Raw genomic sequence first — 24,631 nt, 5'->3', positions numbered from 1 at the left:
CGGGTCCGGGGAGAAGAACATGGAAAACCAACTGGAAAAGAAATACGGCCTTGTGACCGCCGTGTGTATGGTGGTAGGCATCGTCATCGGCTCCGGCGTATTTTTCAAGGCGGAAACGGTTCTCAACAAGACCGGGGGCAATATGCCTCTGGGCATTTTGGCCTGGGCCATTGTGGGCGCCATCATGATCATCTGCTCTTATGTCTTTGCGATTATGGCCACCCGGTATGAAAAGGTCAACGGCCTGGTGGACTACGCGGAGGCCACGGTGGGCCGCCGATACGCCTACAACGTGGGCTGGTTCATGGCCACCCTCTATACACCGGCCCTGGTGTCCGTGCTCTCCTGGATCTCCGCCCGGTATTTCTGCGTGCTGCTGGGGTGGGACATCACCGGCGGTGCCTGCATGACCATAGCGGGCTTTCTCCTGTGCGCTGTCCACATGCTCAACGCTCTGGCTCCCCGGCTCTCCGGCAAGTTTCAGGTGTCCACTACCTTTATTAAGATGGTGCCCCTGGCACTGATGGCGGTGGTGGGAACCATCGTAGGCATCGGCAACGGACGTATGGCGGAGAACATTGCCACCATGACCACCGCTACCATTTCAACAGGGGAGGGCCTCATGGCCTCCACCGTGGCAGTGGCCTTTGCCTATGAGGGCTGGATTCTGGCCACTACCATCAACGCCGAGCTGAAGGATGCCAAGAAGAATCTGCCCCGGGCTCTGGTGATCGGATCCTTCATCGTGGTGGGAACGTATATTTTGTACTATATCGGCCTCAACGGTGCCGTCACCACGGAAGAACTGATGGCCAGCGGCGAGGCCGCCGCCAAGATGGCGTTCCAGCGGGTGTTCGGCCAGGCGGCGGGTACCGTGGTGTTCGTACTGATCGTGATCTCCTGCCTGGGGACGCTCAATGGCCTGACGCTCTCGTGCAGCCGGGGATTCTACGCCCTGGCAGTCCGGAACGAGGGCCCCTGCCCGGCGATGTTCAGCCGGGTGGATCCCGTCACCAACATGTCCACCAACTCTGCGGTGGCCAGCCTGGGTCTGTCCGCCTTCTGGCTGCTGTATTTCTACGGGGCCAATCTGGGGGGCGGCTGGTTCGGGCCCTTCTGCTTCGACTCCTCGGAGCTGCCCATCATCACCCTCTACGGCATGTACGTGCCCATGTTCATCCAGCTGATGCGCAAGGAGCGGGATCTGCCCGTTTTCAAGCGGTTTGTCATGCCGTGCCTGGGCCTTTGCGGCTGTGCTTTTATGGTATACGCCGCTTTTGCGGGCTATGGAATGACGGTGTGCTACTATCTGATCGTCTATGTGGTATTCATGGTGGTGGGGAATTTCTTCTATCACCAGCCTGCCGGAAAGAAAAAAATTTAAAACCCTATGATAAGCCTTGACTTCTGGGGGAAAATGGTGTATAGTGCCCCAATGTAAAAAGGGAGTAGCTGGCACAGTTTTGTGTACCCACGGCGTCAGTACGGGCATCTGCCCCGCTTAGGGTTGAAACGGCGAGACTTTTGCATCAATGCAGCGGCATTGGCGCGAAAGTCTCGCTTTTTGCGTCTGCCGGAAAGGGAGAGTTATCATGAAACAAGAAAAAGCGATTTGGCAAAAAAGCCGGATGGAGCTGTTCCGGGATCTGGACTGCTCTGAGGAGGGCCTGTCGGCCCAGGAGGCGGAGCGCCGTCAGAAGCAGTACGGCCCCAATGAGCTGCGCTCGGAGGATCAAAAGAGCACCCTGCGGATCTTCCTGGAGCAGTTTGCAGATTTCCTGGTGATCATCCTGATCCTGGCGGCGGTGGTTTCCGCATTGCTGGGAGACGTGGAGAGCACCATCGTCATTCTGGCGGTCATCACCATGAACGCCATCCTGGGCACGGTGCAGACCAAGAAGGCCGCCGCATCCCTGGACAGCCTCAAACAGATGGCGGCGCCCACCGCCAAGGTGATCCGGGACGGCAAGACCATCCAGATCCCCGGCCGGGAGGTCACCGTGGGCGACGTGGTGGTGCTGGAGGCCGGCGACTCCGTCTGCGCCGACGGCCGGCTGCTGGAGTGCGCCAGCCTGAAGACCGCGGAGAGCGCCCTCACCGGCGAGAGCCTGCCGGTGGAAAAGGAGCTGGACGAGATCCCCGGAGACGCGCCCCTGGGCGACCGGAAGAACATGGTCTTCTCCGGCAGCTTCGTCACCTACGGCCGGGCCAAGTTCCTGGTGACGGCCATCGGCATGGATACGGAGATGGGCAAGATCGCCACGCTCCTGAAGAATACCCAGGAGAAGAAGACCCCCCTGCAGGTGAGCCTGGACCAGTTTGGCCGCAAACTCTCCATCGGCATCCTGGTGATCTGCGCCCTGCTGTTTTGCGTCAGCGTCTTTTTGCGGGGCGAGAACGTGATGAACGCCTTCCTCTTCGCCGTGGCCCTGGCCGTGGCCGCCATTCCCGAGGCGCTCAGTTCCATCGTCACCATCGTGCTCTCCTTCGGCACCCAGAAAATGGCCCGGGAGAACGCCATCATCCGCAAGCTCCAGGCAGTGGAGGGCCTGGGCAGCGTGTCTGTGATCTGCTCTGATAAGACGGGTACTCTGACCCAGAACAAGATGACCGTCAAGAAGCTCTACGCCGGCGGAAAGATCATCTCCGTGGAGGATGCGGATTTCAGCGATCCCGTCCAGGAGCCCCTGCTGCGTACAGCCCTGCTGTGCAGTGACGCTACCGTCAACGAATCCGGTGAGGTGGGTGATCCCACGGAGACCGCCCTGGTGCGCCTGGGTGAGAAATTCGGCTTTGACGAGGAAGATACCCGCCGGAAGTTCCCCCGCCTGACGGAGATCCCCTTTGACTCCGACCGCAAGCTCATGAGCACCGTCCATGAGTTCGCCGGCGGCTATACCATGGTTACCAAAGGCGCTGTGGACGTGCTGCTGGACCGGGCGGTGATCTCTCCTGCGGAGCGGACGGAGATCGAGGCCGCCAATGAGCAGTTTTCCAGCGAGGGATTGCGGGTCCTGGCCTTTGCCTGCCGTAAGGTGGACAGCGTGGCCGTCAGTCTGGAGGACGAGAACAATCTGGACTTCCTGGGCCTCATCGCCATGATGGACCCGCCCCGGGAGGAGTCCAAGGCGGCTGTGGCGGAGTGTATTGCCGCCGGCATCCGTCCCATCATGATCACCGGCGACCACAAGGTCACCGCCGCTGCCATCGCCAAGGAGATCGGGATTCTGACCCCCGGCACCGAGGCGGTGGAGGGCTCCGTCATCGAGTCCATGAGCGATGAGGAGCTGCGGGCGTTTGTTCCCAAGGTCAGCGTCTATGCCCGGGTGTCCCCGGAGCATAAGATCCGCATCGTCCGGGCCTGGCAGGATCTGGGGAACCTGGTGGCCATGACCGGCGACGGCGTCAATGACGCCCCCGCCCTCAAGCAGGCGGACATCGGCGTGGCTATGGGTATTACCGGCACCGAGGTGGCCAAGGACGCCGCCGGTATGGTGCTGGCGGACGACAACTTTGCCACCATCGTCAAGGCGGTGAAGAACGGCCGGAACGTGTATGCCAACATCAAAAAGGCCATCCAGTTCCTGCTCTCCGGCAACGCCGCCGGGATTTTGACGGTGCTCTACGCCTCCTTGCTGGGACTGCCGGTGCCCTTTGCTGCGGTGCATCTGCTCTTCATCAACCTGCTGACGGATTCCCTGCCTGCCATCGCGCTGGGTTTGGAGCCCCACTCCGATGAGGTGATGCACCAGAAGCCCCGGCCCCGGACGGAGGGGATCCTCACCCGGGAGTTCCTCACCAACGTGGTGGTGGAGGGCCTGGTGATCGCTGCAGCCACCATTGCCGCTTTCCACATCGGCCTCTCCCATGGCGGTGCCGCCGTGGGCAGCACCATGGCCTTTGCCACGCTGTGCCTGAGCCGTTTGTTCCACGGCTTCAACTGCAAGGCTGCCGTGCCTGTGATCTTCAAGCGGCGCTTCTGGGACAACAAGTATCTGCTGGGCGCCTTTGTCATCGGCGCGGCGCTGCTGGGCGCGGTGCTGCTGGTGCCGCCTCTGGAGCCCCTCTTCCAGGTGGCGGAGCTGTCCGCGGCTCTGGTAGGCGCCATCGTGGGCCTGGCCTTCGGCAGCATGGTGGTGATCCAGATCCTCAAGGCCATCCGTAATTTCGGGAAATAAGTTTCCTTTAACTGCCAAAAACCCAAGCAGCCCGTGGAAATTGCTTCCATGGGCTGCTTGTTTGTGGAAAAATCACAACACTTTCAAAAAAAGAGGTTTCCTTTTGAAGCATTTTTGATTATAATAGCAAAAAGAGTTTGTGACACATGGGCGCCGGAGGTGGATTCTCGGTTCCCAGGAAAGAGGAGGCATCCATGATCAACACGACCCTTTGTTATCTGGAGCGGGGAGACGAGTACCTGATGCTCCACCGGGTCAAGAAGAAAAACGATCTCAACCACGACAAATGGATTGGTGTGGGAGGAAAGTTTCTGGACAAGGAGAGCCCGGAAGACTGTTTGCTGCGGGAGACCCGGGAGGAGACCGGCCTCACCCTGACAGATTACCGATACCGGGGACTGGTGACGTTTATTTCTGACCAGTGGCCCACGGAGTACATGCACCTGTTTACCGCCACCGGCTGGACCGGCACCCCCATTGCGTGCGATGAGGGGGAGCTGGCCTGGATCAAAAAGGCGGAGCTGCTGTCCCTTCCCCTGTGGGAGGGAGACAAGATCTTTTTGCATCTGCTGGACACGGATGCGCCTTTTTTCTCCCTGAAGCTGCAATATGAGGGGGAGAAGCTGGTGCTGGCAGTGCTGGACGGCAAACGGATCGTGTGAGCGGCGGGAAATACCGGAAGAGGAGGAAATGTGATGGCTGCGAAATTATTGTTGTTTGGATTTGAGAATCTGCCATCCATTTTGCGGGTTGAAACTGCTGCCGAGTCCTGCGGCGCGGCGGTGGTGCCGGTGGGACGCCGGGATTACAATACGCCCCTGGGAATTCTGGCGGGGCTGGATACGGAGCGAAGCGGCGGTCAGCCGCCCTATGCCGGCGGTGCTCTGGGCGGGCGGATGATGGTTCTTTGCGGCGTAGAGGATCAGATGGATACGCTGCTCTCAGCGCTGCGGCTGGCCGGTGTGGGAACAGAGTGCCTGAAGGCGGTGCTGACAGCCCACAACCGCAACTGGGACGCTGTGCGGCTTTACAGTGAGCTGATGCGTGAACACCAGGCCATGCTGGGGAGGTAAGAGCGTGCGGATTTTGATCTCAGCCTGCCTTTTGGGGTGCCGCTGCCGCTACGATGGGGCATCCAAACCCCACCCTCTGGCGGGCGTGTTGGCCCGGCACCATACTTTGATTCCGGTATGTCCGGAGCAGTTGGGGGGATTGTCTACCCCCCGGCCGCCTGCGGAGCGGCGGGGAGACCGGGTGGTCACCCGAGAAGGACAGGATGTGACGGAACAGTACCGCCGGGGAGCGGAGGAGGCCTTGCGCCTTTGCCACCTTATGGGATGTGAAGCTGCGATTCTGAAAGAGCGCAGCCCCTCCTGCGGTTGTGGCAGTATTTATGATGGTACTTTTTCTGGGAGGATGCACCCTGGTGATGGGGTCACAGCTGAGCTGCTGGCTCGATGCGGCATCCCGGTCTATGGAGAGACCAAACTGGAAAAATTTTTAAAATGACGGGAGGAATCCCGTCATTTTTTACAATTTTCGAGTTTCTTTTTGGATGCTCCTCATGGAAATCCGGCCTTGTCAAAGAGCATACCATTTTGTATAATAGGGCAAAATAGCATGGGAGGGGACAGATATGTTGCATCAGTTCGGTACGGCGTCCTTTTCCCAGCTTCTTTTTTCTCTTTGACCGGCATTGGTGCCGGTATTTTTTTTGCCCCGCTGGGGGCGGTGTGTGTCAAAAAAGAAAGGAGATTTTCATGAACGAAAATCAGAGCAAAAATGCCCAGGCGCCCATCCGGGACGCTCGAACCCTGGGTACGCCCAAGATGCTGATTCTGGGATTGCAGCACATGTTCGCCATGTTCGGCGCCACAGTGCTGGTGCCCATCCTGGTACAGGGCTACGGCCTGCCCCTGTCCATCCAGTCCACGCTGTTTTTCGCCGGCTTCGGCACGCTGTTCTTCCATGTGTGCACCCGGATGAAGGTGCCTGCCTTCCTGGGCTCCTCCTTCGCTTTCCTGGGCGGCTTCCAGGCCATGGCGGCTATGGACAGCGGCATCTACGCCGGGATGGATCCGGCGGTAAAGCTGCAGTACACCTGCGGCGGCATCGTGGTGGCTGGCCTTTTGTATGTGGTGCTGGCTATCATCATCAAGGCGGTGGGTGTCCATAAGGTGATGCGCTTCCTGCCCCCGGTGGTCACCGGCCCCATCATCATCCTCATTGGACTGAACCTGGCTCCTTCCGCCGTGTCCAACGCCTCCACCTGCTGGTGGCTGGCCCTGGTGGCCATGGCCATCATCATCGTGGCCAACATCTGGGGCAAGGGCATGATCAAGATCATCCCCATCCTGCTGGGTGTGGTGGGCTCCTATATTGTGGCGCTTGTGGCCGGTAAGGTGGATTTCTCCAGCCTGGCCGGTACCAGCATCATCGGTTTCCAGCCCTTTATCACCAATTTCTCCGGCAGTATCGCCAAGTTCGACGTCTCCGCCATTTTGGTGATGGCTCCCATCGCCATCGCCTCCATGATGGAGCACATCGGTGATATGTCCGCCATCTCTGCCACCGTGGGCGAGAACTTCATCGAGGATCCCGGCCTCCACCGCACCCTGGTGGGCGACGGCATCGCCACGGCTCTGGCGGGCCTCTTCGGCGCTCCCGCCAATACTACCTACGGCGAGAACACCGGCGTGCTGGTGCTCTCCCGGGTCCATGATCCCCGGGTGATCCGGCTGGCTGCCATCTATGCCATCGTCCTCTCCTTCAGCCCCATGTTTGCCGCGTTTGTCAGCTCCATCCCCTCTGCCATCATCGGCGGTGTCAGCTTTATCCTCTATGGCATGATCTCCGCCATCGGTGTGCGGAATGTGGTGGAGAACCAGGTGGACTTCACCAATTCCCGCAACCTCATCATTGCCGCCGTCATCCTGGTGTGCGGCCTGGGCTTCACCGGCGGATTGACCTTCCACATCGGCGAGGTCTCCATTACCCTCACCTCCCTGGCCATCGCCGCCATTGCCGGTATTGCCCTCAACGCCATTCTGCCCGGCAACGACTTCCACTTCGGTAAGACCGCAAACTCCGATACCGCTGCCTCTCTGGGCCGGTATTAAGCGGACAAGTTTACAGCTGCTGCGCCCGTCCCGGGGCTCCGGGGCGGGCGCTTGCTCGTTTCCCACATCGCAAAAAACACAAAAAATGCGGGAAAATGGTTGACTTTTTGGGGATATCTTATATAATGAACAGGCAACTAGACCCATGATAGAGGCGCGGGCTTCAAGAGTACCCCTCTCCGACGGCAGGACACCGGGGGAGACGGGAAAGGGGAGACCGCCGAGGCGCTGCTCCGCTGCCTGGCGGGGAAGAGCCGGGCCGTCGGAGAACATCCGGCGGACTGTCACCCCCAAGGTGGAGCGCTGTCATGACCCATGGAGCTTTCCCCGGTGCCTGTATGAAGTCATGATGGATATCATGGCTTTATTTTTTTGCGTGAGGAGAGAGTATCATGAGAAAGAACCTGCGCCGCTTGCTGCCTCTGCTGGCACTGGTGGTTCTGCTGGCCACGGCCATGTCCGTGACCGCCTTCGCCGCCGGAGATCCTACAGAGGAAGCCGGCACCAAGATGATTGAATGTCCCGACTGCGGCGGCAGCACCGCCTGTATGGAGTGCTACGGCCTGGATCCGGAGTGCGCCGCCTGCGGCGGCAGCAATGTCTGCGCCACCTGCGGGGGTACCGGCTATGTGGAGTCTCCCAGCCATTTTTTCAACACGGCCCTGAGCCTGCTGCCTCCGGTGATCGCCATTGCCCTGGCCCTGATCACCAAGGAGGTATACTCCTCGCTGTTCATCGGCATTGTGGTGGGCGGACTGCTGTATTCCAACTTCTCCTTTGAGGGGACAGTCCTCCATGTATTCGAGAGCGGTATCGTCTCCGTGCTGTCCGACAGCTATAATGTGGGTATCCTGGTGTTTTTGGTGATCCTGGGCGCCATGGTGTGCCTGATGAACAAGGCGGGCGGCTCCGCGGCCTTCGGGCGTTGGGCCCAGGGACACATCAAGTCCCGGGTGGGAGCCCAGCTGGCCACCATCGTCCTGGGCTGCCTGATCTTCATCGACGACTATTTCAACTGTCTGACGGTAGGCAGTGTCATGCGGCCTGTTACCGACAAGTACAAGGTTTCCCGGGCAAAGCTTGCCTACATCATCGACGCCACCGCCGCCCCCATCTGCATCATCGCCCCCATCTCCTCCTGGGCTGCTGCTGTGGCGGGCTTTGCTGAGGACGGCCAGGGCCTAAACCTCTTCATCCGGGCCATTCCCTTCAATTTCTACGCCATCTTGACGGTGGTGATGATGGTGGGCATGGTGCTCATGAAAACGGAATTCGGCCTCATGGGCAAGTTTGAGGAGAACGCCGTGGAAAACGGCGACCTCTTCTCCGGCTCCAACCCCTACGCCATGATGGATGACGAGGTGGTGGAGGACAAGGGCCGGGTGATGGATCTGGTGGTGCCCATCGTGGTGCTGGTGATTTTCTGCGTCATCGGCATGATCTACTCCGGCGGATTCTTCTCCGGCGCCAGCTTTGTGGATGCCTTCTCCAGCTCTGACGCCTCTGTGGGCTTGATGCTGGGCTCCGCCTTTGCCCTGGTGGTGGCCTTTATCTACTATCTCATCCGTAAGTCCATGTCCTTCCGGGATATGATGAACTGCATCCCCGAGGGCTTCAAGGCCATGGTTCCCGCCATTATGATCCTGACCTTTGCCTGGAGCCTGAAGGCCATGACCGACTCTCTGGGCGCCAAGTATTTTGTCCGGGATTTCGTCCGCAGCTCCGCTGACGGCATGCAGATGTTCCTGCCGGCCATCGTGTTTGTGGTGGGCTGCCTGCTGGCCTTTGCCACCGGCACCTCCTGGGGTACCTTCGGCATCCTGATCCCCATTGTGCAGAATGTCTTCCCCATGGATAACCCGCTTGCCATTGTGTGTATCTCCGCCTGCATGGCCGGCGCCGTGTGCGGCGACCACTGCTCTCCCATCTCCGACACCACCATCATGGCCTCCGCCGGTGCCCAGTGCGACCACGTCAACCACGTGTCCACCCAGCTGCCCTATGCCATCACCGCAGCGGTGGTGAGCTGTGTCAGCTACATCGTGGCAGGCTTTATCCCCAACGCATTCATTGCCCTGCCTATCTCTATTGTGCTGATGATCGGCACTCTGCTGGTCATCAAGACCCTCCATGCCAACAAGCGCATTTGAACCAGCAGACCCACAAGCGGATCCATGGAATCTCCATGGATCCGCTTTTTGGGGAAAGCTGCCGGCGGGATGGGACAGTCGGGTTTACAAAAGGTAAAGATCGTGTTAAACTAATTCGGTATGCGTCAGGGGGGACTGCCATGAGCCGTCAAGCTGTTTTGGATTTTTTGCGTAGCCAACAGGGGAGTTTTTCCTCCGGAGAGGAGCTCAGCCGCCGCTTGGGCCTCAGCCGGGCCGCGGTTTGGAAGGCGGTGGAAGCCCTCCGGCGGGATGGTTACACCATTGAGGCCCGGACCGGGCTGGGTTACCGCCTGGCAGGGACGCCGGACGCCCTGACGGAAGCCGAGATCCGGGGCCTGCTGGGAAAGACGGAAGTGGTGGGCGGAACCCTGTACTGCCTGGATCAGGTGGATTCCACCAACACCTACGCCAAGCAGCTGGCTATGGCAGGGGCGGCGGACGGCACCGTGGTTGTGGCTGACTGCCAGACGGCTGGCCGTGGGCGCATGGAGCGCCGCTTTGAATCGCCTGCCGGACAAGGTATTTACCTGACCGCCCTGCTGCGCCCGGAGTTGCCGCCGGAGCGGCTGATGCCTGTGACAGCGTTGGCCGGTGTGGCGGTGTGCGAAGCCGTGGAGGAAGTATGCGGCGTGCGTCCCATGCTCAAATGGCCCAACGACCCGGTCCTCAACGGCAAGAAGCTCTCCGGCATCCTGACGGAGCTTTCCCTGGAGGCGGAGACCGGCCGGATGCAGTATCTGGTGGTGGGCATCGGCCTTAACGTGGGGCAGGGAGAGAAGGATTTTCCGCCGGAGCTGCGGCAGGTGGCTACATCGCTGCGTCAGGAGCTGGGAACGGCCGTGTCCCGGCCGGCGCTGGCGGCGGCGGAGATCCGGGCTCTGGATCGGCTGTATAAGGCCCTGCGGACAGGCGATCTTCAGGCATACCTGGAGGTCTATCGCCGGGACTGCGTGAATCTGGGAAGAACTGTCCGGCTGCAGGGGCCTGCCGGAGAGGAGACCGCCACCGCCGTGGGGATCGATGACGAGTTCGGTCTGGTGGTGGAAGACGGCACCGGAAACCGGAAGACCATCCGCTCCGGGGAGGTCTCTGTCCGGGGATTGTACGGATATGTGTGAAACCAAAGTCCGCAAGGAGACTTTGGCCAGGCAGCCTCTGAAAGGGGGCTGCCGCTATTTGCTGCGCGGTGAGGCGCGGGGGAGGATGCTATGAATATTTACCTGCAGTTGTTTTTGACATTCGCCAAGATCGGTGTGGTGACCTTCGGCGGCGGCGCAGCCATGCTTCCCATTTTGCAGCGGGAAGTGGTGGAGAACAAGCACTGGGCCACGGAGGAGGAACTGGTGGACTACTACGCCATCGGCCAGTGCACTCCCGGCATCATCGCGGTCAATACCGCCACCTTTGTGGGTCAGAAGCTCAAGGGCCTCTCCGGCGGTATCTTTGCCACGCTGGGCATGGTATTTCCCTCCCTGGTGATCATCTCCATCCTGGCGGGCCTCATCACCAACTTTGCGGATCTTGCGTGGGTGCAGAATGCCTTTGCCGGCATCCGGGCCTGCGTGTGCGTGCTGATCTTCAACGCCACAGTGCGTCTGATGAAAAAATCCGTGGTGGATAAGCGCACGGCGGTGATCTTTGTAGTGGTGCTGCTGGGCAGTGTATTTCTGGATATCTCCCCGGTGTGGTTCGTGCTGTGCTCGGCGCTGCTGGGGATCATTCTCAAGGGATTGGAGGCCAAACGGGCATGATTTTCATTCGGCTGTATTGGGAATTTTTCAAGACAGGCCTCTTTGCCGTAGGCGGCGGTATGGCCACCCTGCCCTTTTTGCAGGACATCGGGGAGTCCACCGGCTGGTATACTTACGCGGATCTTATGAACATGCTGGCGGTGTCGGAGTCCACTCCCGGCCCCATCGGCATCAACATGGCCACTTACGTGGGCTTCACCATCGGGGGTGTCCCCGGGGCGGTGATCGCCACCATCGGTGAAGTGACACCCTCCATCATCGTGATCCTGATTGTGGCGGCCCTGCTCAAGAGCTTCCGGGAGAACCGCTACGTCAACAATGGGTTCTACGGCCTGCGTCCGGCTTCCACCGGGCTCATCGGCGCCGCAGGCGTCACCATCATTCTGGAAGTGCTGACCCACATTGAATCCCTGGGTTCCGGTGACGGGATCATCAACCATTTCGCGCTGGAGAGCGGCATGGGCCTGGCGGATATCCTCAACTGGCCGGCTCTGGCCCTGGCGGCGGTGATTCTGGTGCTGACCAACTGGGTCAAGCCCACCAAGAATCTGCATCCCATTATTTTCATCATCATTTCCGCAGTGGTGGGTGTGGTATTCCACTTTGGCGGAGTCTAACAAGCCCCTGTGCGCCGGACACCATGTGTCCGGCGCATTCGTTTTTTCAAGCTGCGGTTTTTCCCGGAAAATCGACATGCGGACTTGACGGGGCGGGAAAAAGCCGATATTATGTAAATTGTAAAATTGTTGACATCCGGGAGGAGGAATCCCTTTGGCTATGAAACGCTGCCCCATCTGTGGGGAGAAATATTCGGAGACTTATAAAAAGTGTCCATTCTGTGAGGAGGAAGAGGCTCTGCAAAGCGGCGGCCGGATCCAGCGGGGCGGCCACCGGGCCGGTAAGCGGGCCGCGTCCCGAGGACAGCAGCCCAATCTGCTCAGCCCCATTCTGGTAGTGCTGATTATCATTATGGCTGTTTTGCTGGTCTATCTGCTCTTTGGCGACAAGATCCAGGACAAGCTTGCCGGGGAGGGGGATACCTCCCAGCAGACGGAGGAGATCACCCCTGTGGAGCCGGATATCACAGATGAAGGGGAGACAGAGGGCGTGATGCCCGACGATGAGGATCCCTCCGGCCAGACGGATTCCCAGACCGGTGAGGAAGATACAGACCAGGAGACTACCACTACGCCCTCGGATGTGGACAGCCTCCCGGAGACGCTGACCATGTCCTATCTGGGTACCCCCAAGACGGAGTTTACCATGTCCGTGGGCGACGCCCCCATTCCGCTGACGGCCTCCGGCGGCAACGGCAAGTATACCTGGAGCAGCAGCGATGAAAAGGTGGCCACCGTCTCCTCCGACGGCAAGGTATCCGCCGTGGCGGCGGGCCGGGCCACCATCACCCTGACGGACGGTTCCGCCAAGGGCACCTGCGTGGTGATCGTCAAGGGCGGCTCCACCGGTACCTCCACGTCTGCCGGCACTTCCACCGGCTCTTCCACGGGCGGCGCCTTGAAAGCCGGCGCCGCGGTGGTGGTCAACGGCGGCAACGGCGTGTTCGTGCGCTCCGGCCCCGGCACCAGCTATGAGGCCCTGGCCACCGTTTCCAACGGAGCCAGCGTCCAGATCGTGAAAAGCGCCGGAGACGGCTGGTATCAGATCACCTTCGCAGGCAGCGGCGGTGCCGATACCACCGGATACATGAAGGGCGACTATCTGGCCAACTCGTAAAGATGTGTGCAATCTCCCCGGATGTTACGGCATCCGGGGAGATTTGTTGCGCCGGGGGCGGAAGTATGCTATGATAAAACGGCAAACCAATACCGAAAAACAAGGAGACAGTCATGACCACCCAAGAGTTCCAGGAACGCTCCCATTTCCGGATCTTCCTGTCCTATTTCATGCCTCACCGGCGGCTTTTCCTGCTGGATATGTTCTGCGCCCTGCTGATCGCCCTGATCGATCTGGCGTTTCCCTATGTGTCCCGCTGGTGCATGTATGAGCTGCTGCCCCAGAGTGCCTACGCCACCTTTTTCGCCGTCATGGCGGTGGTATTCTGCGCCTTTGCCCTGCGGGCGCTGCTGACTTACGTGATCTGCTACTGGGGCCATACCTTCGGCATCCTGGTGGAGGCGGATATCCGCCGGGACCTGTTCCGCCACATGCAGGAGCTGAGCTTTGACTATTATGACCGCAACCGCACGGGCCAGCTGATGAGCCGCCTCACCGCAGACCTCTTCGATATCACAGAGTTGGCGCACCACGGTCCGGAGGACATCTTCATCTCCGGCGTCACCATCGTGGGTGCCTTGGCGGTCATGTTCACCATCCAGTGGCGTCTGGCGCTGGTGATCGCGCTGATTCTGCCCGTTTTCTTCCTGGTGGTCTGGCGCTGCCGCCGCTCCATGAGCGAGGCATCCCGCCGGGTGAAGCAGCGCACCGCCACCATCAACGCCGACATCGAGTCCGGCCTCTCCGGCATCCGCACCGCCAAGGCCTTCGCCAATGAGGAGGCGGAGATGGAGAAGTTCGATGTCTCCAACAACAGCTTCAAGACCTCCAAGCGCCAGTTCCACAAGGCCATGGGCCGGTTCAACGCATCCATGGAGTTCTTTTTGACCATCCTCTCCGTGGCGGTCATTGCCGCCGGCGGCTTTTTCATCATGCAGGGGCAGATGGACACCGTGGATCTCATTACCTTCAGCCTCTATATCACCACCTTTGTCAACCCCATCCGGAAACTCTCCAACTTTGCCGAGCTCTTTGCCAACGGTACGGCGGGCCTGGGCCGGTTCGTGGAGCTGATGCGGGAGGAGCCCGCTCTCAAGGATGCTCCGGATGCCAGGGTGCTGGCCAACGTGGCCGGCCAGGTGGACGTGGACCATGTGAGCTTTGCCTATCAGGATGATCTGGCGGTGCTCCACGATGTGGACCTCCACATCCGCCCCGGCGAGACCGTGGCCCTGGTGGGGCCCTCCGGCGGCGGAAAGTCCACCTTGTGCCAGTTGATTCCCCGGTTCTATGACGTCACCTCCGGCGCCATCCGCATTGACGGACAGGATGTGCGGCAGGTGACCCAGGAATCCCTGCGCCAGAACGTGGGCGTGGTGCAGCAGGAGGTGTTCCTCTTTGCTGCCAGCATTCTGGAGAACATCCGCTACGGCCGCCCCGGCGCCACGGAGGAAGAGGTGGCTCATGCCGCCAAGCTGGCGGAGATCTATGACGACATCGTGGCCATGCCCGAGGGCTTTAACACCTATGTGGGAGAGCGGGGCACCCTCCTCTCCGGCGGGCAGAAGCAGCGGATCTCCATCGCCCGGATCTTTTTGAAAAATCCCCCGGTGCTGATCCTGGACGAGGCCACCTCCGCCCTGGACTCCGTCACCGAGGCCCGGATCCAGCAGACCTTTGAAAAGCTGGCCAAGGGCCGTACCACCATCATCATCGCCCACCGGCTCTCCACCGTGCGCAACGCCGACCGCATCGCTGTCATCGAGGACGGCCGCATTGCGGAGCTGGGCTCCCACCAGGAGCTGATGGACAAAAACGGCGCTTACGCGGAGTTGGTGCGCACGCAGGAGCTGGGACATGGAGAAGAGTAAGCTGTTGGACCGCTGCGGCGCCCTGGGGGAGGACCGGCTGCTGCTGGCCAAGATCCTGGACCGGGCGGAGCAGGCCCGCAGCCGCAATATCCCCGCCTGCACCGACTTTCTCAGCCCCCAGCAGCGGCTTCAGGCGCTGGACCTCCTGCGTTTGGCAGGTATTGGAGAAAACGCCTTCGTCTCCCTGGGCGGGTATCCGCAGGCGGAGCGAAACGTTTTGCTGTTCCTGCCGGATTGGCTGGAGGCGGAGGACGCGGAGAGCCAGAGCCCCCTGCGCTGCCTGCGGGCGGCCTTCCGGGAGGAGGACGGCCTCACCCACCGGGATATCCTGGGCAGCCTCATGGGCATGGGCATCGTCCGGGAGAAGGTGGGGGATATTCTGGTGAGCCCCGGGAGCTGCGACCTTATCGTGCTGGAGAGTGTGGTGGAGTTTCTGCTGCAAAGCTGGGACTCCGCTGGCCGGGCCCGGCTGCACGTCACGGAGATCACGGCTGGAGAACTGCACATCCCCCAGGCCCGGTTTGAGGAGGTGCGGGACACGGTTTCCTCCCTGCGGCTGGACGCCGTGGCCTCCACAGGGTTCCGCATGGCCCGGGGCAAGGCAGCGGAGCTGATTGCCGGCGGCCGTGTCCAGGTGAACTGGCGGGAGTGTACGAAAGGGGACAAGCTGCTCTCGGAGGGGGACACCGTCTCCGCCCGGGGCTTTGGAAAATTTCAGCTGGCCCAGGTGGGCGGCGTCACCAAAAAGGGGCGCATCTCCATCGTGGTCAAGCGATACGTGTGACAGGAGGATCGTATGGATCAAAAGCAGATCGACCGGATCAATGAGCTCTCCCGGAAAGCCCGGTCTCCCGAGGGACTGACGCAGTGGGAGGAACAGGAGCGGGCCGCCCTGCGCCGGGAATATATCGATTCCGTGCTGGGGAACCTGCAGGGCCAGCTGGACCACACCTATGTGATGGATGAACAGGGCAACAAGCACAAGCTGAAGAAAAAGGGGGAGTGAGCTGTGGCGGCGAAGAGAAACAAGAAAAACAGCGACGCGGGAAGCTGGGTGCTCATTGTCATCCTTTTTGCCATTGGCCTGTGGCCTATTGCGCTGATTTTGCTGTTTTTCAAGCTCTTTGGCAAGGACGAGAAGAAAAAGCGGGTGGCGCCGCCGCCATTGAACACCCAGATCCCTTATCAGCCGGATTCTGGAGAAGCCTCGGAGAATGCCCAGCCCAGCAAGGCCCGCCGGGCTGCCCGCAAGGTCACAAAGTCCCCCTCGGAGAAGACCTCCACCGCCCGCTGGCTGAAGATCGCCGGTGTAGTAGTGGCGGCGGTGGGCCTTATCGCCTGCTGGGAGCCCCTGGATATGATGATCTGGCTGGGGGAGATCGACACCTGGTATATGGAAGATCTGCTGGCGGCGCTGGCTATGGCGGTGGCAGGCATTGCCATGCTGGTGGGCGGTGTCTCCATGGACCGGAGCCTCCGGCGCTACAGCAAGTATTTGGCGGTGCTGGGAGGCCGGGAGGCCATGGCCATGGAGGAGCCCGTCCGTACCCTGGGCTATTCTGCCGGCCAGGTGGAAAAGGATCTGCAGAAGATGATCGAACAGGGTTACTTCGGTGAGAGTGCCTATCTCAATCTGGAACTGGGATACCTCTTCTGCAGCCGTAAGGGCGCGGAGGAAGTGAAGAAAGAGCGGGTGAAGCAGGAAGAGGCTGCCAAGACGGAAGCGCCGGAGCAGGAGGAGGCCTGGTACGCGGACATCCTGCGGAATATCCGCCGGGCCAACGACGATATCGACGACCCGGTGCTCTCCGCCAAGATCGACCGGCTGGAGGAGATTGCACGGAAGATCTTCCAGGCGGTGGAGGAGGATCCCAGCAAGCGCAGCCGTATCGATACCTTCCTGAACTACTACCTGCCCACCACCCAGAAGCTGCTGGACTCTTACGCCCAGTTTGAGGATGCCGGTGTGGAGGGAGAGAACCTGCGCCAGGCCAAAAGCCGCATCGAGGGCACCATGGACGCCATTGTGGAGGGCTTTGAGCATCAGCTGGATCAGCTGTACAAGGCGGACGCCCTGGATGTGGACAGCGATATCCGGGTGATGGAGACTATGCTCCACCGGGATACCGCCAGCGTGGAAAAGGACTTCGGCCTCCATGTGCAGCCGGGAGAAAAAAGCGAATAACGGGCCGGCAGGAGTGCGGTAAAAAAAGAGGAGCGGGATGTCCCGCTCCTCTTTTATGCTTCGGATTTCGTCCGGGACACCAGATCCCGGTAGGCTTGGATATACACCAGGGTGTCCAGCCCCATGGCGGCGCTGTGGAAGCCCTGCTTCCAGTAGCCGCGGGTGGCCTCCGGCGAGCCGGAGAACACCATGGCAAGCTTTCCATTTTCCCGGCAGGCATTCACGACCCGCTCTGTGGCCTCCCGCATGACGGGAGTATCAAACTGTCCCGGGCAGCCCAGAGCAATGGACAGGTCAAAGGGCCCCAGGAAAATGCCGTCCACACCTTCCATGGCGGTGATCTCCTCAATGCGGGCAAGGCACCCGGCAGTCTCGCACTGGGGCAGCAGCAGTGTCTTCCGATTGCTCTCGTCCATATACGTCTCCAACGTGGGGGCAGCGCCGGGGGCAAAGCCCCAGCCGTCGTCCCGGGTCATGCAGTAGCCCCGGTTTCCGGTGGGGGCAAACTTGGCCCACTGCACCAGCTGGTGCACCTGTTCCGCCGTCTCCACGCAGGGCACCACCAGACCCATGGCCCCGGCGTCCAGGGGTTGGAGCACGGCGCTGCGGGAGATCTCCCGGGCCCGGACCAGAGGCGTGATGCCGCTGCCCCGGGCGGCGGCAATCAGCTCTCCGGCGGATTGGGCGCTCAAAGGGGCGTGCTCCATGTCGATGAGGACAAAATCCAGACCGGTATAGCCCAAAATCTCCGCGGCGATGGGACTGAGCATCTGGGTAAAGGTTCCCAGAGAGGGTTCCCCCCGGTGAAATTTTTCCAGAACTGTATTGGTCATGCTGCCACATCCTTTCTATATGATTTCAGAGTAGGATAATTGGGGGGCTTTGTCAATCCGCACCGGCCAGCTCTGCCCGGATTACGGCAATGACCCGCTGCATCCCGGCGGTGAGATACTTGCGCCGGTGGCGAACCAGATGATACTGCCGGAAAAACCGGGCATCTTCCAGGTCAATCTCCCGCAAAGAACCCCGGGCCAGGGATCCGGCTGCCAGGGAGCGGGGGAGAACGGCGATGCCCAACCCCGCCTCCGCACAAGCAGTGAGGGCCTGGGTGCTGACGCTCTCCAGAAGAGGTTCGACGGAGAGGTTGGCGGTCTGCACTACGGCGTCGAAGCTGGTGCGGGTGCCGCTGCCGGATTCCCGCAGCAGCAGGGGTTGGTCTACCAGTTCTGCTAAGGTCAGACATTCCGGCGCCGGGAAGGCAGGGGCGCATACGGCACACAGATCCTCCGTGCACAGGTGCTGGGCAAGGCAGGCAGGGGAGAGGGTGACGTGGTCCGTTACGGCAAAGTCCAGCCGGTTTTCCAGGATCATCTGCTCCGTCCTGGCGGAGTTAAACACGCAGGAGCGGATCTGGACCTCCGGTACCTGCCGACGCAGGGTAGTGAGGATGGCAGCCAGGCGGGTCTCTCCCAAGGTCACATGGACGCCGAAGCGGCAGCTGCCCCCGGCCTCCGCGTCCCGCAGCACATGCACCGACTCCTCCAGCTGGGAGAGGATGGTGTCGGCGTACTGCTGGAGGCTGCGGCCTGCGTCGGTGATGTAGAGGCGGCGGTTCATCCGCTGGAACAGCTTGACCCCGTAGAATACCTCCAGTTCCCGGATGGCCTGACTGACAGCAGGCTGGGTCATGTTCAGGGCCTCCGCCGCCTGGGTCACACTGCCCCTGACGCATACCGCACTGAAGATCTCCAGATGACGAATGGTCATACGGCACCTTCTTTCATAAGTAAAACATTATGTTTTCTATTTTAACATATGGATTGATGGATGTCATCACCGGGATTATCCTGGATGCAGAAAGAAAAGCCACGGAGGAGGCCGGTGGGGATGAAAGAGCAGTTGAGCCGGGCGGGAAGCCTGTTTGGGACGTTTTTCAAGATTGGAGCCTTTACCTTTGGCGGCGGCTACGCCATGATCCCGCTGATCCAGCGGGAGGTGGTGGAAAAGCGGCACTGGATGGAGCAAAGCGATATTTTGAACATCGTGGCCATCGCCGAGTCCACCCCGGGGCCCATTGCCATCAACACCGCCACCTTTGTGGGGTACCGTACCGGAGGCTTTCTAGGAGCGGCCTGTGCCACGCTGGGGGTGGTGCTGCCGTCCTTTGCCATCATCTTTGCCCTGTCCTTTGTCCTGCGGCAGTTCCAGGCTCTCAAAGCCGTGCAGTACGCCTTTTGGGGTATTCGGGCGGGGGTGCTGGCACTGTTGGTGAAGGCGTTGCTCTCCATGTACCGCCAGTGTCCCAAGGGGGGCTTTGCCTGGACACTGATGGCTCTTGCGTTGCTGCTGGCGGCATTCAGCGGCATCGGCGTCATATACATCCTGATCGGCTGTGCTGCGGCCGGTCTGGTGCGGCTGTATTGGAAAAAAGGGAGGAGTGCCCAATGATCTGCCTGGAATTGTTTGCAACCTTCTTCCGCATCGGCCTCTTTACCATTGGCGGAGGCTATGCCATGCTGCCCCTGATTCAGCAGGAGGTGCAGATCCGGGGCTGGATGACGGCGGAGGCTCTGGTGAATTTCGTGGCCGTCAGTGAGAGTACGCCGGGGCCCTTCGCGGTGAACATCTCCACCTATGTGGGGGCGGAGCTGGCGGGATTCCCCGGGGCGGTGTGCGCCACATTGGGTGTGGTAATGCCCTCGTTTTTGATTATCCTTCTGGTGGCCCGGTGCTTTGCGGCATTCCAGCACAGTGCCCTGGTGCGGGGCGCTATGGACGGACTGCGGCCTGCGGTCATCGGCCTCATCGGTGCTTCCGTGCTCTCTGTGGGCCAGGAAGTCCTGTTTCCCCAGGGAATCGCGTGGGCGACGGCGTTGTCCGTTCCTTTCTGGGGTTCTGTGGCGATTTTTGCACTGATGATGGTGCTCTCCCGCAAGGGGGTGCATCCCATCGGACTCATCGCCCTCTCCGCCGTGCTGGGCCTGGGAGCAGGCTGGGCAGGGCTGCTATAAACTGGATGAAACGGCACAGGGGGTTTTACTTGCTTTTTGAAGGACGCTGTGGTATAGTTTCAATTTGAAAAAAGTTCTCAAATTGAAAAGGAGCGTTTGCAACTTGAAAAGATGGATTGCCCTGTGCTGCTCTGCCCTGTCCCTTTGCCTGCTGCTGGCGGGCTGCGGCACCGGAGGGGAGCAGAGCCCGACGGAGGGAGAGAACGCATCGCTGCGGATTGTCACCACCGTGTTCCCGGCCTATGATTTTGCCCGGGCGGTGGCGGGTGAGCACGCGGATGTGACACTGCTGCTGCCTCCGGGAACGGAGAGCCACTCCTATGAGCCCACACCTGCGGATATCGTCTCTGTGGAGGAGTGCGACTTGTTTATCTACCTGGGCGGAGAGTCCGATGCCTGGGTGGATACGATCCTGGATTCTGTGGGTGCCTCAGACAAGGCCATGCGGATGATCGACTGTGTGGACTTGCTGGAAGAGGAGACCGTGGAAGGGATGGAGGCCGAACACGAGGATCATGACCATGACCTGGGAGCGGTAGTGGGCTATGACGAGCACGTGTGGACCTCTCCCAGGAACGCTGCCGCCATCACCCGTGCCATCGGGGCGCGGCTGGAGGAGCTGGATGCCGCCCATGCTCAGGACTACGCTGCCGGCGCGGAGGCGTACGCCGGACAGCTGGAGACCCTGGACGGGGAGTTCCGTACTTTCTTTGACGGCGTGACGGATAAGACCATGGTCTTTGGCGACCGGTTCCCCCTGCGTTATTTTGCCGAGGAGTACGGCATCAACTACTACGCGGCCTTCCCTGGCTGCAGCACCCAGACGGAGCCCTCTGCTGCCACCGTGGCCTTTTTGACGGATAAGGTGCGGGAGGAGGGAATCTCCACCGTCTGGTATATTGAGTTTTCCAACCATCTGGTGGCGGACAGCATCGCCGAGGCGGCGGAGGCGGACACAGCCCTGTTTCACACCTGCCACAATGTCTCGGCGGAGGATCTGGAAAACGGCGCGACCTATATTTCCCTGATGGAGGGGAACCTGGAGCGGCTGCGCCAGCACATGCATTGAATCGGACAGCGCCCCGCCTTCCGGCGGGGCGCTTTTGCTGCCGGAGGCGTTTACAAAAGGCGTAGAAGCGTATACAATGGTGCAAGTAAAGCGCCCGGTGTGGGGTGCCATTTCAACAGCGGAGGCGTTTTTTCATGTATGACGAATTGACTGAGGTGGATATCCGGAAGATGCAGGAGGAGATCGACCACCGGGTGCGGGTGCTGCGGCCCCAGCTGATCGAAGAGGTGCAGACTGCTCGGGCCTTCGGCGACCTCAGCGAGAATTACGAGTATAAGTGCGCCAAGCAGGCCAAAAACCGCAACGAGAGCCGCATCCGCTATCTGGAGCGGATGATCCGCACTGCCAAGGTCATTGCCCCGGAGTCCGGGGATGATACGGTGGGGCTTTTCGACAAGGTGACCATGTTCAATGAGATGATCAAAAAGGAGATGACCATCCAGATCGTCACCACGCTGCGCCAGGATGCCCTGAAAAACCGCATCAGCAAAGAGTCTCCGGTGGGTAAGGCCCTGCTGGGGCGCCGGGTAGGGGACCGGGTCCATGTGACGGTGAGTCCGGAACTGGGCTATGATGTGGAGATCCGGGCCATCGAAAAGGGGCAGGATGACGATTCCCTGGAGATCAGTGCCTATTGAATGCGCAAGCCCCGGAGAGCAGCTGCTTTCCGGGGCGTTTTCGGACTTGATGGAGCGGTCCCGGTTTGTTATACTGGCAAGCGGAAATCATAACACATTGTAAAGGAGAAAACGGCCATGCTGTTTCTTTGTTATCCCAAGTGCACCACCTGCCGGAAGGCCAAGGCCTGGCTGGAGGAGCAGAACATTTCCTTCACCCTGCGGGACATCAAGGAGGAGAATCCCACCGAAGAGGAACTGCAATCCTGGTGGCAGCGCAGCGGACTGCCCCTGCGGAAATTTTTCAATACCAGTGGCCTGCAGTACAAGGCACTGGGGCTCAAGGACAAGCTCCCTACTATGACGGAGGCAGAGCAGATCGCCTTGCTTTCCACTGACGGGATGCTGGTCAAGCGCCCCCTGCTGGTGGGAGAGGACTTCGTGCTGGTGGGCTTCCGTCCGGTGGAATGGGAAGAGACGCTGGTATGATCGAGCGCTACGACGTGGCCCCTCTGGACGGCATCACCCGGGCGGTATTCCGCCGGGTGCACCATCGGATGTTCGGCGGGGCCGACCGGTACTTTATCCCCTTTTTCTCCCCCACCGATCAGCACATCATCACCCGCCGGGACCTGCGGGAGCTGGATCCGGCCAACAACGTGGGGCTGCCCCTGGTGCCCCAGATCATGACCCGCCGGGCTCCGGATTTTCTCTGGGGCGCTCAGGTGATGGAGGAGATGGGCTACGGTGAGGTGAATCTGAACCTGGGCTGTCCCTCCGGCACCGTCACTGCCAAGGGAAAGGGCTCGGGATTTCTGGCCAAGCCGGAGGAGCTGGACCGCTTTTTTGAGGAGGTGTTTGCCTCTGTCCGCCTGCCGGTTTCCGTCAAAACCCGGCTGGGCATCCGGGAAGCGGAGGAATTCCCCCGCCTGCTGGAGATCTTCAACCGCTATCCCATCAAGACCCTCACCATCCATCCCCGGGTGCAGAAGGAGTTCTACAAGGGCCCCATCCACCGGGACGTGTTCGCGGCGGCCGCTGTCGGGAGCCGCAATCCCGTGTGCTACAACGGCGACCTTCTGACGGTAGAGGACTGTGCGGCCTTTGCAAAGGAATTCCCCCAGGTGGACGCCGTGATGATCGGCCGGGCGGTGGTGGCGGACCCGGCCCTGCTGCGCAAGATCCGGGGCGGCGCCCCTGCCACCCGGGAGGAGCTCCAGCGCTTCACGGCAGAGCTCTACCGGGAGTATCAGGAGTTCTACGGCCAGGTGGGTACTGCCGCCCAGCGGATGAAGGAGGTCTGGTTCTACCTGATCCATCTCTTTGAGGGCGGAGAGCGCATCGACAAGAAGATGCGCCGCTCCCGCAGCCCCGGGGAGTATGAGTCCCTGGAGGCCCAGATCTTCGCCGAGCTTCCCCTCCGGGATCACGCGGAGGGCCCGCTGATTTAAGCGTGCCCGGAGAGTGGCGCGAAATAGCGGTTGCAACTTCCGGGAAAACTCGATATACTGATGAAAGCAAAAAATCCGCCAGAGAAAGGATGGTTTTACCATGAAAGCATACGCGCAGATGTCCGTTCAGGAGCGGCAGGAGGAGTATCGGAGCCTCCAGCGGGAGTTTGAGGATCTCAAGGCCCGCGGTTTGAAGCTGAATATGGCTCGCGGCAAGCCCGGCAAGGAGCAGCTGGATCTGGTGAGCGATATTTTCGGCTTGATGCAGAAGCCTGAGGACTATGTTTCCGATGGTGTGGACGTGCGCAACTACGGTGAGCTCTGCGGCCTGCCTGCCGCCCGGAAGCTGTTTGCGGACATCCTGGGCTGCAAGCCCGAGCAGGTGTTTGCCGGCGGCAACGCCAGTTTGCAGCTGATGTACGATACCATTGCCAAGGCCTATACCCACGGCCTGCTGCACAGCGAGCGCCCCTGGTGCAAGGAGCCGGTGGTGAAGTGGCTGTGCCCCGCCCCCGGCTATGACCGCCACTTCAAGGTGACGGAGTCCTTCGGCTTCGAGCTCATCACCGTCCCCATGACCGATGAGGGGCCGGATATGGACGTGGTGGAGCGCTACATCGCCGATCCGGCGGTGAAGGGCATGTGGAACGTGCCCAAGTACTCCAACCCCGACGGCATCATCTACTCCGCCGAAACCATCCGCCGCATCGCCTCCATGAAGCCTGCGGCCCCGGATTTCCTGCTGATGTGGGACAATGCCTACTGCATCCATGAGTTTGAGGGGGACTACGTGCCCTTCCCGGACATTTTGAGCGAGTGCGAAAAGTACGGCAACGCCGACATGGTCTTTGAGTTCGCCTCCACCTCCAAGGTGACGCTGCCCGGCGCGGGCATCTCCTGCTTCGCCTGCTCCGAGGCCAACATGGCTTATATGGAAAAGCTCCTGACCGTCCAGGTCATCAGCTTCGACAAGGTCAACCAGCAGCGCCATGTCCTCTATCTCAAGGACAAGGCCCACACCCTGGAGCTGATGAAGAAGCACGCCACTATCCTGGGCCCCAAGTTCCGCTGCGTGGTGGACGCCCTGGACCGAGAGATCGCCCCCCTGGAGATCGCCTCCTGGCGCCGTCCCAAGGGCGGCTACTTCGTCTCCGTCAACGCCATGCCCGGCACCGCCAAGCGGACCCTGGCATTGTGCAAGGAGGCGGGCGTCACCATGACCGGCGCCGGCGCCACCTTCCCCTACGGCAAGGATCCCCAGGATTCCAATATCCGCATCGCACCCTCCCTGCCCCCTGTTGAGGAACTGGAGCAGGCCGTGGCGGTGTTCTGCACCTGCCTGCGCATGGCGGCCCTGGAGAAGCTGGGCGTATGAGATACTACGGCAGCGTCTACCGTCCCCCCTCTGAGGCCCGCAGTCTCATCGTCCAGGTGACCTACGGGTGCAGCCACAATACCTGCGCCTTTTGCAGCA

The 24,631-nt window shown here is 60.7% G+C and carries 24 protein-coding genes, 1 pseudogene and 1 riboswitch; of the genes and pseudogenes, 23 read left to right on the top strand and 2 right to left on the bottom strand.

All coding sequences use genetic code 11. The features are described 5' to 3' along the window. Positions 1 to 19: 19 nt before the first annotated feature. The 15 genes from ACT67G_RS05715 (at position 20) to ACT67G_RS05645 (ending at position 17,009) form a co-directional block, all read left to right on the top strand. On the top strand, positions 20 to 1,384 hold the full coding sequence (locus tag ACT67G_RS05715) for an APC family permease (RefSeq protein ID WP_443663411.1): 1,365 nt from the start codon (positions 20 to 22) through the stop codon (positions 1,382 to 1,384). A gap of 208 nt (positions 1,385 to 1,592) precedes the next feature. Then, positions 1,593 to 4,178: a calcium-translocating P-type ATPase, PMCA-type gene (locus ACT67G_RS05710; protein WP_325247788.1), complete on the top strand. Its 2,586-nt coding sequence runs from the start codon at positions 1,593 to 1,595 to the stop codon at positions 4,176 to 4,178. Positions 4,179 to 4,372: 194 nt separating this feature from the next. Continuing rightward, positions 4,373 to 4,840 carry an NUDIX hydrolase gene (locus ACT67G_RS05705; protein WP_325247789.1) on the top strand — a complete coding sequence of 156 codons (468 nt, stop codon included), beginning with the start codon at positions 4,373 to 4,375 and terminating at the stop codon, positions 4,838 to 4,840. A gap of 33 nt (positions 4,841 to 4,873) precedes the next feature. Then, on the top strand, positions 4,874 to 5,251 hold the full coding sequence (locus tag ACT67G_RS05700; RefSeq protein ID WP_443663409.1) for a DUF3783 domain-containing protein: 378 nt from the start codon (positions 4,874 to 4,876) through the stop codon (positions 5,249 to 5,251). 4 nt (positions 5,252 to 5,255) lie between these two features. Then, positions 5,256 to 5,687, top strand: a complete 432-nt coding sequence (locus tag ACT67G_RS05695; RefSeq protein WP_443663407.1) for a DUF523 domain-containing protein — start codon at positions 5,256 to 5,258, stop codon at positions 5,685 to 5,687. A gap of 251 nt (positions 5,688 to 5,938) precedes the next feature. Continuing rightward, complete coding sequence (locus tag ACT67G_RS05690) at positions 5,939 to 7,297, top strand: uracil-xanthine permease family protein (protein ID WP_325247792.1); 1,359 nt, start codon at positions 5,939 to 5,941, stop codon at positions 7,295 to 7,297. Positions 7,298 to 7,438: 141 nt separating this feature from the next. After that, positions 7,439 to 7,611: riboswitch (Lysine riboswitch) on the top strand. A 78-nt stretch (positions 7,612 to 7,689) separates the two neighbouring features. Continuing rightward, entirely contained in the window at positions 7,690 to 9,447 is a 1,758-nt protein-coding gene (locus ACT67G_RS05685; protein WP_443663405.1) for a Na+/H+ antiporter NhaC family protein, read from the top strand. A gap of 140 nt (positions 9,448 to 9,587) precedes the next feature. After that, on the top strand, positions 9,588 to 10,586 hold the full coding sequence (locus ACT67G_RS05680; RefSeq protein WP_443663403.1) for a biotin--[acetyl-CoA-carboxylase] ligase: 999 nt from the start codon (positions 9,588 to 9,590) through the stop codon (positions 10,584 to 10,586). A gap of 90 nt (positions 10,587 to 10,676) precedes the next feature. Beyond that, entirely contained in the window at positions 10,677 to 11,219 is a 543-nt protein-coding gene (locus ACT67G_RS05675) for a chromate transporter (protein ID WP_325247795.1), read from the top strand. After that, positions 11,216 to 11,836, top strand: coding sequence for a chromate transporter (locus ACT67G_RS05670; protein WP_443663401.1), 621 nt, complete (start codon positions 11,216 to 11,218; stop codon positions 11,834 to 11,836). Before ACT67G_RS05675 ends, ACT67G_RS05670 begins: the two co-directional genes overlap by 4 nt. Before the next feature lie 160 nt (positions 11,837 to 11,996). Next, on the top strand, positions 11,997 to 12,953 hold the full coding sequence (locus ACT67G_RS05665) for an SH3 domain-containing protein (RefSeq protein ID WP_326215163.1): 957 nt from the start codon (positions 11,997 to 11,999) through the stop codon (positions 12,951 to 12,953). A 113-nt stretch (positions 12,954 to 13,066) separates the two neighbouring features. Beyond that, positions 13,067 to 14,824, top strand: a complete 1,758-nt coding sequence (locus tag ACT67G_RS05660; protein WP_325247797.1) for an ABC transporter ATP-binding protein — start codon at positions 13,067 to 13,069, stop codon at positions 14,822 to 14,824. Beyond that, on the top strand, positions 14,811 to 15,608 hold the full coding sequence (locus tag ACT67G_RS05655) for a YlmH family RNA-binding protein (protein WP_443663399.1): 798 nt from the start codon (positions 14,811 to 14,813) through the stop codon (positions 15,606 to 15,608). Before ACT67G_RS05660 ends, ACT67G_RS05655 begins: the two co-directional genes overlap by 14 nt. A gap of 12 nt (positions 15,609 to 15,620) precedes the next feature. Next, positions 15,621 to 15,830, top strand: coding sequence for a DUF896 domain-containing protein (locus ACT67G_RS05650; protein WP_325247799.1), 210 nt, complete (start codon positions 15,621 to 15,623; stop codon positions 15,828 to 15,830). A 3-nt stretch (positions 15,831 to 15,833) separates the two neighbouring features. Beyond that, positions 15,834 to 17,009, top strand: coding sequence for a 5-bromo-4-chloroindolyl phosphate hydrolysis family protein (locus ACT67G_RS05645; protein ID WP_443663397.1), 1,176 nt, complete (start codon positions 15,834 to 15,836; stop codon positions 17,007 to 17,009). Between the two features lie 53 nt (positions 17,010 to 17,062). On the opposite strand, the gene ACT67G_RS05640 is transcribed toward ACT67G_RS05645, so the two are convergent. Continuing rightward, positions 17,063 to 17,842, bottom strand: coding sequence for an HpcH/HpaI aldolase family protein (locus ACT67G_RS05640; protein WP_443663396.1), 780 nt, complete (start codon positions 17,840 to 17,842; stop codon positions 17,063 to 17,065). A 52-nt stretch (positions 17,843 to 17,894) separates the two neighbouring features. Further along, positions 17,895 to 18,776: a LysR family transcriptional regulator gene (locus tag ACT67G_RS05635; protein ID WP_443663394.1), complete on the bottom strand. Its 882-nt coding sequence runs from the start codon at positions 18,774 to 18,776 to the stop codon at positions 17,895 to 17,897. Positions 18,777 to 18,896: 120 nt separating this feature from the next. On the opposite strand from ACT67G_RS05635, the gene ACT67G_RS05630 reads away from it, so the two are divergent. The 8 genes and pseudogenes from ACT67G_RS05630 to ACT67G_RS05595 all read left to right on the top strand — a co-directional run. Further along, entirely contained in the window at positions 18,897 to 19,457 is a 561-nt protein-coding gene (locus tag ACT67G_RS05630) for a chromate transporter (protein ID WP_443663392.1), read from the top strand. Further along, the gene (locus tag ACT67G_RS05625) at positions 19,454 to 20,020 is read left to right on the top strand and encodes a chromate transporter (RefSeq protein ID WP_325247804.1); all 567 of its coding nucleotides are present in this window, start codon (positions 19,454 to 19,456) and stop codon (positions 20,018 to 20,020) included. Before ACT67G_RS05630 ends, ACT67G_RS05625 begins: the two co-directional genes overlap by 4 nt. A gap of 103 nt (positions 20,021 to 20,123) precedes the next feature. Continuing rightward, entirely contained in the window at positions 20,124 to 21,089 is a 966-nt protein-coding gene (locus tag ACT67G_RS05620) for a metal ABC transporter substrate-binding protein (RefSeq protein ID WP_443663390.1), read from the top strand. A 134-nt stretch (positions 21,090 to 21,223) separates the two neighbouring features. After that, complete coding sequence (locus ACT67G_RS05615) at positions 21,224 to 21,727, top strand: GreA/GreB family elongation factor (protein WP_325247806.1); 504 nt, start codon at positions 21,224 to 21,226, stop codon at positions 21,725 to 21,727. 117 nt (positions 21,728 to 21,844) lie between these two features. After that, complete coding sequence (locus tag ACT67G_RS05610) at positions 21,845 to 22,195, top strand: arsenate reductase family protein (protein ID WP_443663388.1); 351 nt, start codon at positions 21,845 to 21,847, stop codon at positions 22,193 to 22,195. After that, on the top strand, positions 22,192 to 23,157 hold the full coding sequence (locus ACT67G_RS05605; RefSeq protein ID WP_443663387.1) for a tRNA dihydrouridine synthase: 966 nt from the start codon (positions 22,192 to 22,194) through the stop codon (positions 23,155 to 23,157). The genes ACT67G_RS05610 and ACT67G_RS05605 overlap by 4 nt, the downstream gene beginning before the upstream one ends. A gap of 100 nt (positions 23,158 to 23,257) precedes the next feature. Beyond that, on the top strand, positions 23,258 to 24,532 hold the full coding sequence (locus ACT67G_RS05600; protein ID WP_443663385.1) for an aminotransferase class I/II-fold pyridoxal phosphate-dependent enzyme: 1,275 nt from the start codon (positions 23,258 to 23,260) through the stop codon (positions 24,530 to 24,532). Continuing rightward, a pseudogene (locus tag ACT67G_RS05595) lies at positions 24,529 to 24,631 on the top strand (radical SAM protein); the annotation flags it as partial. The gene ACT67G_RS05600 and the pseudogene ACT67G_RS05595, both read left to right, overlap by 4 nt.

The sequence above is a fragment of the Dysosmobacter sp. genome (genome assembly GCF_052306735.1).
Lineage (GTDB): Bacteria > Bacillota > Clostridia > Oscillospirales > Oscillospiraceae > Oscillibacter.
The sequence above is the reverse complement of the archived record's forward strand: the minus strand, read 5'-3'. Positions and strand labels throughout refer to the sequence as shown.

Excerpts from the sequence above, each read along its gene's own strand:
- ACT67G_RS05715 (WP_443663411.1), top strand. The coding sequence starts at position 20 with ATGGAAAACCAACTGGAAAAGAAATACGGCCTTGTGACCGCCGTGTGT.
- ACT67G_RS05710 (WP_325247788.1), top strand. The coding sequence starts at position 1,593 with ATGAAACAAGAAAAAGCGATTTGGCAAAAAAGCCGGATGGAGCTGTTC.
- ACT67G_RS05705 (WP_325247789.1), top strand. The coding sequence starts at position 4,373 with ATGATCAACACGACCCTTTGTTATCTGGAGCGGGGAGACGAGTACCTG.
- ACT67G_RS05700 (WP_443663409.1), top strand. The coding sequence starts at position 4,874 with ATGGCTGCGAAATTATTGTTGTTTGGATTTGAGAATCTGCCATCCATT.
- ACT67G_RS05690 (WP_325247792.1), top strand. The coding sequence starts at position 5,939 with ATGAACGAAAATCAGAGCAAAAATGCCCAGGCGCCCATCCGGGACGCT.
- ACT67G_RS05685 (WP_443663405.1), top strand. The coding sequence starts at position 7,690 with ATGAGAAAGAACCTGCGCCGCTTGCTGCCTCTGCTGGCACTGGTGGTT.
- ACT67G_RS05680 (WP_443663403.1), top strand. The coding sequence starts at position 9,588 with ATGAGCCGTCAAGCTGTTTTGGATTTTTTGCGTAGCCAACAGGGGAGT.
- ACT67G_RS05675 (WP_325247795.1), top strand. The coding sequence starts at position 10,677 with ATGAATATTTACCTGCAGTTGTTTTTGACATTCGCCAAGATCGGTGTG.
- ACT67G_RS05670 (WP_443663401.1), top strand. The coding sequence starts at position 11,216 with ATGATTTTCATTCGGCTGTATTGGGAATTTTTCAAGACAGGCCTCTTT.
- ACT67G_RS05665 (WP_326215163.1), top strand. The coding sequence starts at position 11,997 with ATGAAACGCTGCCCCATCTGTGGGGAGAAATATTCGGAGACTTATAAA.
- ACT67G_RS05660 (WP_325247797.1), top strand. The coding sequence starts at position 13,067 with ATGACCACCCAAGAGTTCCAGGAACGCTCCCATTTCCGGATCTTCCTG.
- ACT67G_RS05655 (WP_443663399.1), top strand. The coding sequence starts at position 14,811 with ATGGAGAAGAGTAAGCTGTTGGACCGCTGCGGCGCCCTGGGGGAGGAC.
- ACT67G_RS05650 (WP_325247799.1), top strand. The coding sequence starts at position 15,621 with ATGGATCAAAAGCAGATCGACCGGATCAATGAGCTCTCCCGGAAAGCC.
- ACT67G_RS05640 (WP_443663396.1), bottom strand. The coding sequence starts at position 17,842 with ATGACCAATACAGTTCTGGAAAAATTTCACCGGGGGGAACCCTCTCTG.
- ACT67G_RS05635 (WP_443663394.1), bottom strand. The coding sequence starts at position 18,776 with ATGACCATTCGTCATCTGGAGATCTTCAGTGCGGTATGCGTCAGGGGC.
- ACT67G_RS05630 (WP_443663392.1), top strand. The coding sequence starts at position 18,897 with ATGAAAGAGCAGTTGAGCCGGGCGGGAAGCCTGTTTGGGACGTTTTTC.
- ACT67G_RS05625 (WP_325247804.1), top strand. The coding sequence starts at position 19,454 with ATGATCTGCCTGGAATTGTTTGCAACCTTCTTCCGCATCGGCCTCTTT.
- ACT67G_RS05615 (WP_325247806.1), top strand. The coding sequence starts at position 21,224 with ATGTATGACGAATTGACTGAGGTGGATATCCGGAAGATGCAGGAGGAG.
- ACT67G_RS05610 (WP_443663388.1), top strand. The coding sequence starts at position 21,845 with ATGCTGTTTCTTTGTTATCCCAAGTGCACCACCTGCCGGAAGGCCAAG.
- ACT67G_RS05605 (WP_443663387.1), top strand. The coding sequence starts at position 22,192 with ATGATCGAGCGCTACGACGTGGCCCCTCTGGACGGCATCACCCGGGCG.
- ACT67G_RS05600 (WP_443663385.1), top strand. The coding sequence starts at position 23,258 with ATGAAAGCATACGCGCAGATGTCCGTTCAGGAGCGGCAGGAGGAGTAT.